This is a genomic window from Vibrio sp. E150_011 (genome assembly GCF_053544015.1).
The window spans coordinates 215675-230178 of record NZ_JBHFOL010000007.1 but is presented as its reverse complement, the minus strand read 5'-3'; the positions used below and the strand labels follow the sequence as shown (position 1 = coordinate 230178).

Annotated in this window: 13 protein-coding genes; 6 read left to right on the top strand and 7 right to left on the bottom strand. The window is 44.8% G+C overall.

Translation table 11 applies throughout. The features are described 5' to 3' along the window. Position 1 precedes the first annotated feature (1 nt). Positions 2-1888 carry a putative bifunctional diguanylate cyclase/phosphodiesterase gene (locus ACE1OE_RS13405; RefSeq protein WP_449211380.1) on the top strand — a complete coding sequence of 629 codons (1887 nt, stop codon included), beginning with the start codon at positions 2-4 and terminating at the stop codon, positions 1886-1888. Positions 1889-2061: 173 nt separating this feature from the next. Continuing rightward, entirely contained in the window at positions 2062-3717 is a 1656-nt protein-coding gene (locus tag ACE1OE_RS13400) for a P-loop domain-containing protein (protein ID WP_449211379.1), read from the top strand. A 104-nt stretch (positions 3718-3821) separates the two neighbouring features. Here ACE1OE_RS13400 and ACE1OE_RS13395 read toward each other — a convergent pair whose 3' ends face one another. Together ACE1OE_RS13395 and ACE1OE_RS13390 are read right to left on the bottom strand one after the other, a co-directional pair. Next, positions 3822-4436 (bottom strand): DNA-J related domain-containing protein, encoded by a 615-nt coding sequence (locus tag ACE1OE_RS13395; protein ID WP_449211378.1) that lies wholly within the window; start codon positions 4434-4436, stop codon positions 3822-3824. Positions 4437-4650: 214 nt separating this feature from the next. After that, positions 4651-5490 (bottom strand): isopenicillin N synthase family dioxygenase, encoded by an 840-nt coding sequence (locus ACE1OE_RS13390; RefSeq protein WP_449211377.1) that lies wholly within the window; start codon positions 5488-5490, stop codon positions 4651-4653. A gap of 198 nt (positions 5491-5688) precedes the next feature. Here ACE1OE_RS13390 and ACE1OE_RS13385 point away from each other — a divergent pair, with 198 nt between their 5' ends. Beyond that, positions 5689-6312 carry a DUF2238 domain-containing protein gene (locus tag ACE1OE_RS13385; RefSeq protein WP_449211376.1) on the top strand — a complete coding sequence of 208 codons (624 nt, stop codon included), beginning with the start codon at positions 5689-5691 and terminating at the stop codon, positions 6310-6312. Between the two features lie 35 nt (positions 6313-6347). Here ACE1OE_RS13385 and cutA read toward each other — a convergent pair whose 3' ends face one another. From cutA to ACE1OE_RS13360, 5 genes are all read right to left on the bottom strand, one after another. Further along, the gene (gene cutA, locus ACE1OE_RS13380) at positions 6348-6668 is read right to left on the bottom strand and encodes a divalent-cation tolerance protein CutA (protein ID WP_102470248.1); all 321 of its coding nucleotides are present in this window, start codon (positions 6666-6668) and stop codon (positions 6348-6350) included. Between the two features lie 13 nt (positions 6669-6681). Next, entirely contained in the window at positions 6682-6933 is a 252-nt protein-coding gene (locus ACE1OE_RS13375) for a hypothetical protein (protein WP_102470247.1), read from the bottom strand. Between the two features lie 55 nt (positions 6934-6988). Continuing rightward, the gene (locus ACE1OE_RS13370; protein ID WP_449211375.1) at positions 6989-8710 is read right to left on the bottom strand and encodes an SgrR family transcriptional regulator; all 1722 of its coding nucleotides are present in this window, start codon (positions 8708-8710) and stop codon (positions 6989-6991) included. Between the two features lie 64 nt (positions 8711-8774). After that, positions 8775-9008, bottom strand: coding sequence for a DUF3389 domain-containing protein (locus ACE1OE_RS13365; RefSeq protein ID WP_102470245.1), 234 nt, complete (start codon positions 9006-9008; stop codon positions 8775-8777). After that, a complete protein-coding gene (locus tag ACE1OE_RS13360; protein WP_449211374.1) occupies positions 9005-9439 on the bottom strand; it encodes a hotdog fold thioesterase in 435 nt (144 codons plus the stop codon). Before ACE1OE_RS13360 ends, ACE1OE_RS13365 begins: the two co-directional genes overlap by 4 nt. A gap of 217 nt (positions 9440-9656) precedes the next feature. Here ACE1OE_RS13360 and ACE1OE_RS13355 point away from each other — a divergent pair, with 217 nt between their 5' ends. From ACE1OE_RS13355 to ACE1OE_RS13345, 3 genes are all read left to right on the top strand, one after another. After that, on the top strand, positions 9657-10448 hold the full coding sequence (locus tag ACE1OE_RS13355; RefSeq protein ID WP_449211390.1) for a M48 family metallopeptidase: 792 nt from the start codon (positions 9657-9659) through the stop codon (positions 10446-10448). A 251-nt stretch (positions 10449-10699) separates the two neighbouring features. After that, a complete protein-coding gene (locus tag ACE1OE_RS13350) occupies positions 10700-11947 on the top strand; it encodes an outer membrane protein transport protein (protein ID WP_449211373.1) in 1248 nt (415 codons plus the stop codon). 18 nt (positions 11948-11965) lie between these two features. After that, entirely contained in the window at positions 11966-14425 is a 2460-nt protein-coding gene (locus tag ACE1OE_RS13345) for a VolA/Pla-1 family phospholipase (protein WP_449211372.1), read from the top strand. Positions 14426-14504 lie beyond the last annotated feature (79 nt).

Below are 14504 nucleotides of genomic sequence, written 5' to 3'. Positions count from 1 at the left end.
GATGGAAAGGAAACAAGCTGTAACTGAGTATAGAGCGCTTCAACCGTCTGACATTCGGAGAATAACTGAGATTGTTAGCGATTACATCAATCACAATGACCAGCTATGGTCTGGGTGGTTTTATGTTGATGGCGATCTTCTGACGATTCACTTGTTACATGACGTCAACAGCCAAACCGAGTCGAACAACGCATTAGCACCTATATCTTTGTCTTGCGATAGAGCATCACAACATGAAATAGCCGACAAGTTAAAAGCTTCATTCACCCAGCGCCACACCCCTTCTGTTTCTCCCCGATTCAATGTGGACATCGTAGACACGTTACCACATGCCAACAAGTTAGGAGTGTTTGAAATTTGCAGCCAATCGGCTCCGATCACTAAACATATACGATGGGCAAGTGAACACATTAACCATTTTCTCACGCTACGTTTGTTATCTGATGAATTATTTCGTGTGAAGCGAGCTTTTCAACAACAAATCCAAGGCAAGGACCAACAAATTGTCCTACTGAGCAACACCATCACGGCAATACAGCATCAACAAAGCAAGTTGGAACAGGAAATGGTGTTTCAACAAACTCATGACCCCGCGACAAAGATGCTAAACCGTTCTGGATTTGAGAACGCGTTGCAGCGTATGCTCCAAGGGGCTGCAGTGGCCTCTAATAAAGTTTACTTATCTGTCATCTTCCTACACTTCACCAACGGCGAACGTGTCCAAGCTCGAATCGGATGTGAAGCCTTTGATCGGTTATTAAAAGAGTTCGAACAAAAAATACATACCAGTACCCCTCACATTAGTCATATAGCACGCGTTTCTACGACAGAGATTGCCCTAGCAGCGATTATTCCAGCACTCGATGATGTTTTTTTACCCAATCTATGTACACAATTATCGAGTGTTGCGCGCGAAGGATTTATTGTTGGGCAACACAATATTCATCTACATGCCTACATGGGTGTTGCAAACTCTTACCATACCAGCGACGCAACAGACCTTATCAATAATGCGTATCAAGCTTCTGTTGCTTGTAAAGAGTCAGGTACCTTAGTCAAGGTATTTTCTTATGCTGACCAGATTGAGCAAAAAGAGTTTAACCAACTGGAAAATTACTTATTACAGGCCGTGAGAAATGATGATTTAATCCTGCATTTCCAACCGCAAGTCAACCTTACCACGGGTAAATGGATGGGTGCCGAGGTGCTGCTAAGATGGAAACACCCAATACTTGGCGACGTATCAAATGAAGCGCTTATCCATATGGCGGAAAAAAATGGACTGATCATCGAAGTCGGATATTTTGTTTTGCGTAGCGCCATTGACCGGGCTTCAGAATGGGTTCAGATTGCGCCCAACTTTCACCTGTCTGTTAACGTGTCAGCTAAGCAGATTTGTTCATTAGACTTTGCCGAAAAAGTCATCCATTTATTAGAACAAAATGAACTCCCCCCAGCAAACCTAGAACTTGAACTCACCGAAAGTTGTTTAGTCGGCAACTTCGATGTGGCAAGGAAAAATATCGAAGCCCTAAAGCAACATGGCGTAATGTTTGCCCTAGACGATTTTGGTACTGGGTATGCGTCCTTCAATTACTTAAAAAAGCTTCCCTTCGATTCGTTAAAAATTGATAGAGAGTTTCTGGTCAATGTACTGTACAACAAACAAGACAAGGCCATCCTAAAGTCCATAATTACGATTGCAAAAAAGTTAAACAAAAAAGTGGTGGTAGAAGGCGTGGAAACCAACGATCAAAACAACTTTATTCGGCGCGAACAGTGTGACCTCGGCCAAGGCTATTTTTACGCTAAACCAATGCCGCGTGATGTATTTGAAAGCCAATTAATCAAACAATATCCTATTCCAAACGATTTTATCATTCGTTAAGCATCGTTTTTTGTCGTCGATATTGTCCGGTAACGTCCATCCACGACCCGGTTATAGGCATAAAAACAATGAATACCCGCTTCATCGTCGGTAGAATGACGTTTAGGTCTTTACCATCACCACGCGGACTCCTATAATCGCGCCCCAAACTCTTGAAATGCGGAAATTTCGTCATGGATCATTTGATAGCTAAACTGAAAAAAATCGAGAAACAGAACTACCGTGCCTACCAGCAAATTAAAGGCCAATACGACTTCACTGATTTCGATTTCTATATTGACCATGTTCAATCCGATCCGTATGCAGCCGCGTCACGAGTGCGTGCATTTAGAAAATGGTCATTGACGGGTTTAGAGTGGCTAAAATCAACGTCTCAGAGCTATCAGATTGCGGCACGAGATTTTATTGCTCGCACATTCGTAGAGTTTGCAAAACAAGAAAATAACGTCTCTATGACGCTTACCGGCCAAACGGTGATGGATGCGACATCGGTCATTTTTAGCGACGAAGGTATCGAGCTACGTTTCCGTGTTAATTTACCCGCAGAAGGTCGCAGTATCTTAGGCAAAAAAGCCTCTAACATTCTGACGTTTCATTTACCGAAATACATTCGTAAGGCGACGCTTGAGCGTGAGATCGATATAGAAGCACTTAAACGCCATTGCGAAATCATCGAAGACCAGGATTCACTCCGCGCTCAACTCGATGAACATAACCTGCTCGCGTTTGTCGCCAACGGTAGCGTTCTACCCCGTATTGCCGGCAACTGTGACTTACCAATGAAAGACGCAATCGCGTTTGTTTCTCCTAGCTCGTTAGAAATAACCTTGCAACGACCTAACCTCGGCGCAGTAACAGGCATGGGCGTCCCAAAAGGCGTAACACTCATTGTTGGTGGTGGCTTCCACGGTAAATCAACGCTTCTCAACGCCATCGAACGGTCTATCTATAACCATATTCCGAACGACGGACGTGAGTGTATTGTCACCTCGACAGAAGCCACCAAAATTAAAGCAGAAGATGGTCGCTCAATACATAATCTAAACTTGAGCAATTACATTAATCATTTGCCATTTGGTAAAGATACCTCAGATTTCAGCACACAAGATGCTTCGGGTTCAACGTCGCAAGCCGCTTGGTTACAAGAGTCTATTGAAGCTGGCGCAACAGCAATCTTAATTGATGAAGACACATCAGCAACGAACTTCATGATTCGTGATGAACGCATGCAAGCACTTGTTTCTAAAGGTGATGAGCCGATCACCCCTTTTGTTGATCGTGTGGGTCAACTTCGTGATGAACTTGACGTATCAACCATGATCGTTATGGGTGGCTCAGGTGATTATCTAGACGTTGCCGATACCGTGATTCAAATGCATGACTATCAAGCGATCGACGTCACAGACAAAGCGAAAGAAGTGGTCAAGCTTCATCCAAGTGAGCGTCAAAACGAAAGCGAAAAGCCTTTAGAACTGATCCCGCCGCGCCATATCGATTCAGCGCATTTGTTGTCTATCTTAGCGGATGGCAAGTTCCGAGTATCAGGCAAAGGCGCCAACTCACTTCGCTTTGGTAAGGATACCATTGACTTAGAAGCGCTAGAACAACTGGAATCAAATGCAGAATTGAATGCTATCGGTTGGCTACTGTTCCAATTGGCACAGCAGCCAGGTTGGTCAGAGCATCCACCCAAGGCGTTAGTCGAATTATTAGAAGGTGATTGGAGCGCTAGAATGCCCAATTCAGGCGACTTAGCCAAGCCACGCATCGTTGACACCCTGTCTGCGTTAAATCGTCTTCGCAGTGCCAAAATGCGCCAGCCAAGGTAGTAGAACGAGAAATAAGGTAATCATCAGACCGACTGCGTTTGGTTTGATGTAACGCTCTAACGGCGTGACCTTGAGGCTCTAGGTTCTAAGGTTCTTGAAAAAAATTATAGAGACTTGAGCTGTGACCATGCCTCACAAGCTAGTGTAAACTGCTCGGCATCCCCGCCTTCTCGGTCGGGATGCCACTTTAAAGCAAGACGACGCCATGCCTGACGGATTTCCTTTGGCGTCGCTAGGCAGTCCAATTCGAAAAACTCAAAAGCCGCCTTTTGTGACATTGTCACCTCATGAGAGCCGACCTGTTCTTGATAGCGATCCCAGAAAGCATTTAATAATCGCTTAACTTCCGATGAATCCGCATCATAGTGCGACCAATCCAAATAGTATTCTCGCAGTGGATCATCAACAGAAAGGTTATGGATTGAAGGACTGAATGGCAACAATTCGATCGCCATCGCTTCAAGGTTTAGCCACTTATCAGGGATAAGCAGACCTTGCAGCTGATACAACGCATTCATCAACAAGAAGTTACGCTTAAATAGGTCTTTTTCTGGCTGAGAATCGAGAATAGGGATAACACCGTCATTGCAAAGCTCTGATGCAAGTATATGGATTTTCCAGCTATCAGAACGGCTTTCTAATCGATTTAAAACCGACCATATCAAGGGATTCTCTTCCGCTTGAAACACGTGGATCTCTCCCTCTCTTCGCTCAGTCAACGTCTTACTCCCTCTCAATCTATTCCGTTAATGTTAGCATTGTACCGAACAGTAAACACATTAATTAGCCAGCCAGTGACTGACTCGCTGTATGCTTAATTAATTTGCGTTGTGACGTCACACAACGTATTACCGGCCAACGCTAAACAGACAATGTATTGTTAATCAAGCAATACATTGTCAACGTATAAACCTAAAGAGAGACCATCTGCGACTAAATCACACCCAGCTCTCTTAAGCGTTCCATTAGGTAGCTGTCTGCGGTATATCTTTCCGATAGGACAACGTCAGGCTTAGGGTGCAAAAATAACGGTAACGATATTCTCGAATGTTGTTGTTTTTCACCGGTTGGGTTAATCACTCGATGCGTCGTAGAAGGAAAGTAACCGTCACTGGCTTCTTGAAGCATATCGCCGATATTGATGATCAAGTTACCGAAATCACAAGGCACATCTAGCCAGTCCCCTTCTTGGGTCTGGACCTGAAGCCCCGGTTCATTGGCAGCTGGTAATATGGTGAGTAAATTAATATCTTCATGGGCTGCAGCGCGGATCGCTCCAGGTTCTTCGTCTCCAGTCATTGGCGGGTAATGGAGTACACGCAGCAATGTTTTATCACTGTTGTTGATCATGTCCGATAAAGCGATAGAAAATTTTTCTTTGACTTCAACAGGCGCATGAGCCTCAACCCAACCTAACAATTCTTCAGCAAAGGCATTCGCGCGAGCATAATAATCAAGGATTTCATCTTTTAACTCTGCAGGTATTTGCCCCCAAGGGTAAACATGAAAATATTCTTTAATATCCTTAACGGCATGGCCTTTGGCGACCTCAGACACACTTGGAGGAAAATACCCGTCCTGCGTCTCTACGTTAAAGCGATAGTCGTCTTTATCAGCTGAATTGAAAAATGCTTGCCAATTCTTATATATTGATTCAACGAGTGATTTAGGGATCGGATGGTTCTCTAAAACACCAAACCCTGTTGTTCTCAATGAATTGACAAACAACTCTGGTGCTTTCGGATCGAGATAATCGACAGTTTCTAATTTCATGACTTCACTTTCTTATCTTTATTGTTGTAATGCGATGTTAGAAAAAAGTAAGTGGAGTTTCAAAGTAATCTCGAACCAATTTCAGCCTGATTCACTCATTTTGTAGATTTAGTCACAAAAATACATCCCACATCAATTGAACGATGTTTTATTGCAATTATACTATGCTTAATTTTATTTACGACAATAAGCATCTAAATGATTACTTCTCCCCAACTCAGTTATAGTCGAACACTTCTTTTGTTAACAGTGGTGTACTCTGCCATCTTCATTTTTTCAGCGGTGTCACCGAGTTCAAGAGCGGTATGGATTGCCGAGATTGTACCTGCGGTCGGTATTCTCGCGGTGATCTGGCTCGTTTCTCGACAATTCACTTTTACTCATACGGCTTATGCCTTGATGTTCGCGTGGCTCATACTTCACACCATTGGTGCCAAATACACCTTCTCAGAGGTTCCTTTTGATTGGTTTAATGAGTTGATTGGTTCAGAGAGGAATAACTTTGACCGTGTCGCGCATTTTTCTATCGGTTTATACGCGTTTGCTATTGCTGAATATGTGTTCAAGCAAAACATAATGGGGAAAACTCCAGCCATATTATTTGCCTTATTTGCCATTATGAGTCTTGCAGCGTCATACGAAATAATTGAATGGTGGTATGCCGAATTAGCAGGCGGAGATGAAGGTATTGCGTTCCTTGGTTCACAAGGTGATATTTGGGATGCACAAAAAGATATGCTCAGCGATACCTTAGGTGCCATTACAGCGCTTACTTTATTTTGGTTTATGACGCCAAAGAGCACAAAACACTCTTTGGCATAAACGCTTGAGCACAGGTAATTAAGTGGCCATTTTGCTTACGGTCTTACATTATCCTTTAACCAGTTGAGGTAAGGCCGGTAGCCTGCCTCAATGGGTAATGCGACAATTTGCGGAATCTCATAGTCATGTAATTGAATGATAGTTCGCTCCAGCTTTGAATACGCCTCGTTCGTCGATTTGATGATCAACAACATCTCCTGATCATGGCATACCTTCCCTTCCCACATGTAATGGCTGCCTATGGTTTGAGTTTGGATACACGCGGCGAGTTGCTTTTCAAGCAACGTACTAATAAGAAGATTTGCTTGCTGCTCATTGGCTACTGTCGTCAGTACCGTTATCGCATTAGATTTCACTGAAATTCTCCATTTATTTCATTCGAACCTTACCACCCACAAACTTAATCGCGGGCGTGCCTCGTACGAGAGCATCGCGCCCAAACACACTACTGCAGTTTGGACATATACCTAAGCTTTGTGTGTAATCTGCCGTGATTCGCTCCTTGAAACACTTAACCAGAGCACCCTTACCGCCTTTTTTATAACGATAGAGTTTAACACCGCATTTATTACAAAATATATCGACCGATTTGGATGGTGCTTTACTATTCGGTTTTGCCACAATGCACGCCTACTTTAGTCAACCTATGCCATTGGAATTAATATTGATATTGCCGCTAATCATTGGGCTCCAATACATCAGGTTTTACCCATACCTGACTAAAGTCAAACCAACCCAAAGCGTTACACTTGGCATTTTGTAAGCTTCCGCAATGGTCTTTACTTATGCCTAACCAACAGTGAAACATAGGAATCACTTGATAACTTTGAACAAGCCGTTTCGCTATTTCTTGCGCCGGAAACTTAAATTCTTTCTGGCTTTGCCACTCTTCAACTAGATTAGACCAAACTAAGAAATCTTCAGGCTTAGACATGGCTTCAATGCCACTATAATCCAATAGCCAACCTGCAATCGCCTCTTCTCTTTTCGTTGCAATACCCATTGGTCGAATCCAGATATCGACATCTTTAGGATCCGGTGAGTCATGCCCGTAACGAATAAAATGCGTTCGAATACCATCTTGCTTTAGAAGCTGCTCAATGGCATTGGAAATATCCGGAAACGTTGGATGCTCAGAATAATAGGCAATTCTAATATCACGTGTAAGTTCTAGGTTTGCGCGCCCAGTTTCAAGAGAGGAATCACTATGAGTTGGCTGATGGTACCAACCTGGCTTTAGCCCATGAGCAGGTATAATGCCGAGGTCAGTAACCGTGCGCTCGGGTAGCTTTTTAAATACCGATAATGAGGTTAGCTTTTTCGTGAGATAACGTGCCCATTCATCGTCTTTTGCCAACCCATTAACCCGGTTAAGAAGGAGGTAAGTACACCCAGGATCAAGGTCAATATCATCATGCTTTTCTGAACGTGCACCGGCAACAGGATCAGCCAATGTTGGAAACACTAACGTAGAATGTGGCTCATCAATAATCCATACTTCAACCGTATCAAGGAGCGGTCGATAGCCAAAATACCCATCAAATGCGGTTAAAATCAGTCGTTTCTCATTATTGGTGGTCACGCTGTATGGGCCAGTGCCTACGGGGAAGCGGTCAAAATCCTCTTTTCTCATCTCTGGAGGTGGCAGTATTTTCGCACTGATTTCCGCGAACAAAAATGCCGCATGATAGTCAGGGCGACTAAAATGAATATCGAGCACCCAGGCCGATGGGCTCACGACTTCATCGATATGTGAAAATAACCGAACATCTTTTAACGACTCAATACTCGCTTTGATGTGCTCTGTTGTTAATGGCTCACCATTATGGAATCGCACCCCAGGACGAATATAAAAGCGCCAATGACAATCGGTTAATTGTTGCCAGTGATGGGCTAAATCAGGCTTAATTTCATCGTGTTCATCAAGCTTTGTTAGTCCACTGAACACCTGCCGGGCAATGTGAAGTTCTGAACGTCGCAATGGTTTAGACGGGTTAAGCATGGAAAGTGCCCGGTAATAAGGCAAACGGATAACTTGCTTACCATCGGTCTGGGTCACCCCTAAATAACTTTGAATCACATTGCTTAGGCGGTTGGTGTCTTTGTCCAACACATTCAGTGCGTGCCCAATTCGACCTTCTTCTAGGTAACGCCTCGCCAGCGTTTCGCTGACATCATTGCGGTTTTGCTTAAAATTCAGCTTGGATAGCTTTCCTCGCCCCGCGGCGGGATGCCATTCGATCCATCCCTCCTCTTCCAGTTTATTTAATACAATGCGGGCGTTTCGACGTGTACAAAAGAGGATTTCAGTGACATCATCTAGCTGAGTTTCAGCGTTTTGACCAGAGAAGTGTTCAAATAGGATTTCAAATTGTTTACGGAGACGAGGACTACTCATAAAGAGGAAACACTAACTTAATAACCTTAACGTTAGTTTCCTCTTTACTACACCAATTAGCAAGTTACATAGACAGAATCTCGATGCTGGTCTCATTCGCAATCTGCTGAATTTGCGCTTCATTATCCAACCGAATCGACCACTTGCATTCTGAACCGTTCGCCGAAATCACGCACGCTGGCAATATAAGTTGGACCGCATCAACCTGTGCTTGCAGCGTAGTATGGCCCGTCGTCAATCGCACCACGATTTCATGCGGGGTTGTGAGCACTTTTCCCCCACTAAACTCGACCGTCATGCTGTCGCCTTTTTGTGTTTTTTCACCGCGATCGTTAACCGGCTTGTACACACCAATCTTTGTTGTGAATCAGTGATGTCTATTTGCCATACTTGAGTAGAAACGCCGAGGTGAACCGGCGTTGCGGTCCCGATTACGATACCTGAACGCATTGCTCGTACATGGTTGGCATTAATATCCAGCCCCACACAATAGTGGTTGTCATCCACGCAGTAATTGGCAGCAAGTGAGCCTAGGGTCTCTGCCAGAACCACTGATGCGCCGCCATGCAGCATCCCTAGCGGTTGATGGGTAAAACTACAAACTGGCATGGTCGCCGACAGGGAATTGTCCGAAAAAGCCGTGTATTCAATCTGTAGATGTTCAATCAGCGTATTCTCGGAAGTGCGATTTAGCGCAGCTAATGAGAGTTTCTTCTTCCAAATACTCACTGTTAAATCCTATACTTAGGGTCAAGAATAAAAAACATCATGCCTTGAGTTATCTCAATTGGCAAATATCAGAATAATCGAAAACCATCGTTGAAGTGTTATATCCACTCTTAAGGTTTACAAGGCACACGATAGAAATTCGTTAATCACGCTACGTAGATTCTCAAAGGACTCTCGAATGGAAGCACTCGCATGGAAGCAAAGGAGCCGCGTCATTATGAAAACTTGGGCAAAAGTATGTGGTACCGCTTTGGTCACTACAGCAATTGCAGCTTGCTCGTCATCACCTACGGGTCGGAACCAACTTATTTTATTCTCCGATAATGAAATGAGTCAGCTCGGTTCGCAGTCTTTTGAGCAAATGAAACAAGAACAAAAAATAAGCACCAATAAAGCGATCAATGCTTATGTACAGTGTGTAGCAAAAACCATAACTGATCACGTTCCTCCGCAGGCAGAGTTTTCGGAATGGGAGGTAGTGGTTTTCGACAGTGAGCAAGTGAATGCGTTCGCTTTACCTGGCGGAAAAATTGGCGTTTATACTGGCTTGCTCAACGTCGCAGTCACCCCAGATCAGCTCGCTACGGTTATTGGACATGAAGTCGCCCATGTTCTAGCCGATCACAGCAACGAGCGGTTATCGCAGTCCCAAATAGCGAACACCGGTATGCAAATTACCAACGTCGCGCTAGGGGGGTCTCAATACCAAAGTGTCACCATGGCAGCATTAGGCGTAGGGGTTCAATATGGCGTTATTCTTCCATATGGTCGAACACAAGAGTCAGAGGCGGATATCGTTGGCTTAGAATTAATGGCAAAGAGCGGCTTTGATCCACAACAAAGTGTCGATTTATGGAAAAACATGGCAAAAGCTTCAGGGGGAAACCAACCGCCAGAATTATTATCGACACACCCTTCTCACGATACGCGAATCAACGATCTTAAGGCAAAAGCGGCGACGTTACCCGCTTACAATGCTGCAACACCTAGCTGTCGTATTCCCAGCTAACCTCCTTAAACTAAGTGTGCCGTGGCGACATCAACGTAATCACGGCACAGTCAGAAAACCAGTCTCCCCCATCGTTACTTTCATCATTCCTTGTATCCCTGTTTTTTTACCCATATCACCTGATTAAAAAATCACCTTGCATTTACTTTTTATTTACATATAGTTAACAACTGGTCAGATCAGACACTATATTGCCAAAAATACAAATCATATGCGCACGATGGTGAATGACTTCTTAAAGGGAATTTAGAATGAAGAAAAGAGCTCTCCTCACGCCTATCCTTCTGGGGGTTGTCGCGCCGACATCGCTAGCTGCTGGGTTTCAAGCCAACGAACACTCAGCATCTGGTTTAGGCCGTGCTTTCTCTGGTGAAGGCGCTGTAGCCGATAACGCCAGTGTACTCGCAAGAAATCCGGCGGCAATGACATTGTTTGATGCCGCACAATTTTCAGGTGCGATTACCCTTGTCGATCCAAATGTTAACATTACCGATACCACCAACAATCAAGAATTGAAGGACATCGCACCGTCACAAATCGTTCCAGGTGCTTATTACATTAGCCCAATTAACGACCAGTGGGCGTGGGGAATTGGACTCTTCAGCACCTATGGTGTGGCAACTGATTATCCAGATAGCGCTGCGGCTGGCGATCTTGCGGGCAATACCTCATTAATCTCAGTTAACCTCAACCCCAACATTGCCTATCGTGTTAATGATCACTTTTCTTTAGGGGGCGGGGTAAATTTAGTGTATGCCGAAGCGGAACTCGATCGTCACAAAGGCGCATTGGCTCCTTTTCTTGGCGGCTCACCCAGTGACAAGCTCATCTCGATGAAAGGGGATACCTATGCTTTTGGATGGAATCTTGGTGCGCTATATGAAATCAATGATGACCATCGATTCGGCTTCTCTTATCGATCCGCCATTGACCTATCGTTCGAAGATGGCGATTTTTCAAGCTATGACAGTGGCATTTCGACACCTACGAATACGACCGCAAACTTAGACGTCACACTCCCCGCTATTTGGGAGTTTTCTGGGTACCACAAAGTCGCAGAAAAATGGGCAATACACTACGGCTTACAACGAACAGAATGGAGTGCCTTTAAAGAGCTTAAGGCGACCTCTCCCAATTGTACCGGTGGAGGCGTGCCCGGTGAATGTTTTTATAAAAACGAAAGCTATGAAGACAGCAACCGTTACTCTGCAGGCTTTACCCACTATTTAAATCATGACTGGACGCTACGTGCTGGCTTCGCACTCGATAAACAAGCGGGTCAAGCCACGTTAAGTATCCCTGACTCAGACCGCTATTGGTATTCAGCAGGCCTCACCTACCAAGTCAGTGCGGCTCTCTCACTAGACGCTGGCTTCACCTACCTGTACGGAAAATCAGGATCATTCACCGAAACCGACAAACTCGGTCAGGAATTAGCGTTTAGTGGCGAGTCAAATGCCTATATTGGTGCCGTGCAGCTCAACTACGTTTTCAATTAAGTCAGTAAGGATACGACGATGAAAAAGTTATATTTAGTGTCACTCATGTCCGGCGTTTTTCTTTTGTCTGGTTGTGGTGGTGAGAGCGAACTCTCCGGAACACCCACTTCGACGGCTTATGAAGACTATATTCAAACATCCTTAAATCAGCCTACAAACGTGGTGTATACACTGCAAGGCGCTAATGCTGACGTGCCCTTTCCAACCTTTGCTCTCATGAATACGGTTGACGGTACGTTAGAAATCCCGACTGGCGGCAACGAAAATCTCAATAATCCCATTGCAGCAATGGGTCAAGTTGATGGATGGTCAACCACTCAGCCTATTGCTATCAATTTTGATAGCCCGTTAAGCGCTACCCCATCAACCACATCGGTGACTATAGTCAAGCTCACAGAAGGGCTAACAGGATCGTCACCGCTCCCCGAAAAGTTGCTGACGTATGGTGACGATTACGTTTTACAGACTAGTGGAAACACATTAGTCGTGGTCTTACTCAAAGATCTTTCTGGTTCCAGTGAATACATCATCTCGGTTAACAATTCACTGCTCGATAGCAATGGGCTCTCTGTCGGCACATCGCAGAGCTACGCAGCGCTTAAATCCAAAACAAAAATTTACACAGAAGGTTCACTAGCGTCTGCACAAAAGGTTGTTCAAGGTGTCGAATCCCTTATCGCCGCGGGGTCAGGTGGAAGTATTGACCCTAACGATATTGTTTACTCAACGTGGTTTTCTACTCAATCGATTGGTGCAACGCTTTATGCTACCAAAGCAATGCTAGCCGCCGCCCAAGCACCCAATACCGATTACAGCGATATTTGGAAAGGCTCAGCAAACCCCAACAATATCGATAACATTGACGTCAATAGCATTGGTAGCATGACGTTTGGTAAGTCGGTTGATTTCGCGACGGCGCTCGCCAATGATGACAACTTCAACACTTATTTGAAGCTGACTGATACTGAACGAAATGCAGTTATCGCAAACTACAATAACACCACTCCTCTCGCCGTTTCTGTTACCAAAGGTGTGGTTAAACTGCCTTACTATTTAGAAACGGGGGACAATTGGAATACGCAGCCATTTGAATCAGGTACAGACAGTCTCGCTATCGCCAACAGTATTATTGGCGATGATGCCGAAAGAACGAATTTTGTCGATCAATTAAAAGACCACAGTATCGACCCTAATACGTTTATGTCAGATCCTAGTTCTCTCTTACCTGAGTTGATGGGGTTATCCTTCACGAAGCTTGATGGCAGTACGTTTGACTCAGAGCGTATCGTGACACGTTACTCACCGGTACCTGCTGTCAAATCCATACAAGAGGTTAACTTTTTACTTTATACGCCCACTAACGGACAAATATCAGGCATAGTGGTGTATCAGCACGGCATTACTTCAGCGAAAGAAAACGCCTATTTCTTTGCAAGCAACCTTGTCAATGCTGGTCAAGCCGTTATTGCTATCGACGCGCCGATTCACGGAGATCGAACGCTGCCAAATGGCAAGTCAGCGCAAGACGATGTATTAAACTACATGAACCTAACCGTGTTACCCGTTGCTCGGGATAATATCCGTCAGTCAATGTTAGATATCATGACGCTACGAATGGCGTTATCAACTAACCAGGTCTCGGGGGGTTTTATTGGTACGGTGCTAGCGACACTGCCTTCAACCCTTACTACTCCGCCCGCTTTCATCGGACACTCACTTGGTGGTGTGTTAGGCGTCCCTGCAATCACACAAGCGAATGCGCCTTTGAATGACTCAGTGGATCCTTTATTTAAATTCAGCCGTGCTGCATTTGTAAATTCTGGCGGTCAAATCGCTAATCTTTTGTTAGGCTCAACATCGTTTGGCCCTTTGGTTGCTCACAATGTGGCGTTATCGGCGGGATTAGGTTATGACGCCTTCGTTTCTTCACGTGCCTGTGACCAATATGCGGTAGACCCCGATACTTATTACGACTCATGTTTGGACGCCTTTAAGCGCGAAGACCCCACGACGAACAACGAACGTATTTTAACTGCGACGACTGAGTTTAGTTATGCCGTTCAAACCGTTCTTGATACCGCTGATCCTTATACCAACGCCACCTTATTAAAAGCGCTCTCCACACCGATTTACATGGCCCAGGTCAAAGACGATGGCACGGTCCCCAACCATGTCCCTGGCTTGGTTGACCAAGGGCAAGGCGTCAGTAAATACGTTCAACAATCTCTTTTTGCCGGCACCGAACCTCTGGCTACAAAGTTAGGACTTACCGTTGTCCGCAGTAACGAAGGCGGCTCAACCGAAGCGACACCATTTGTTCGTTTTAGCGACATCGGCAAGCATAGCAGCTATATCTCAGTGCAAGACGTGACGACTTATCAAGATCTTGCCCACCATATTGAGATGCAAAGTCAAGTGACAAGCTTCATTGCTACCGGCAGCGCCGTCATCTCCAACTCGTCCTCTGTTTTGGAATAACGCAACGACCACTCAGGTTCAAAGCACGGCGTCTCGCCGTGCTTTTCCGTTTCTGTATCACACTTTTAAGTAAAACCAT

Bases quoted from the DNA above. Each gene is read 5' to 3' on its own strand.
- ACE1OE_RS13405 (WP_449211380.1), top strand. From the start codon at position 2: ATGGAAAGGAAACAAGCTGTAACTGAGTATAGAGCGCTTCAACCGTCT.
- ACE1OE_RS13400 (WP_449211379.1), top strand. From the start codon at position 2,062: ATGGATCATTTGATAGCTAAACTGAAAAAAATCGAGAAACAGAACTAC.
- ACE1OE_RS13390 (WP_449211377.1), bottom strand. From the start codon at position 5,490: ATGAAATTAGAAACTGTCGATTATCTCGATCCGAAAGCACCAGAGTTG.
- ACE1OE_RS13385 (WP_449211376.1), top strand. From the start codon at position 5,689: ATGATTACTTCTCCCCAACTCAGTTATAGTCGAACACTTCTTTTGTTA.
- ACE1OE_RS13370 (WP_449211375.1), bottom strand. From the start codon at position 8,710: ATGAGTAGTCCTCGTCTCCGTAAACAATTTGAAATCCTATTTGAACAC.
- ACE1OE_RS13365 (WP_102470245.1), bottom strand. From the start codon at position 9,008: ATGACGGTCGAGTTTAGTGGGGGAAAAGTGCTCACAACCCCGCATGAA.
- ACE1OE_RS13355 (WP_449211390.1), top strand. From the start codon at position 9,657: ATGAAAACTTGGGCAAAAGTATGTGGTACCGCTTTGGTCACTACAGCA.
- ACE1OE_RS13350 (WP_449211373.1), top strand. From the start codon at position 10,700: ATGAAGAAAAGAGCTCTCCTCACGCCTATCCTTCTGGGGGTTGTCGCG.
- ACE1OE_RS13345 (WP_449211372.1), top strand. From the start codon at position 11,966: ATGAAAAAGTTATATTTAGTGTCACTCATGTCCGGCGTTTTTCTTTTG.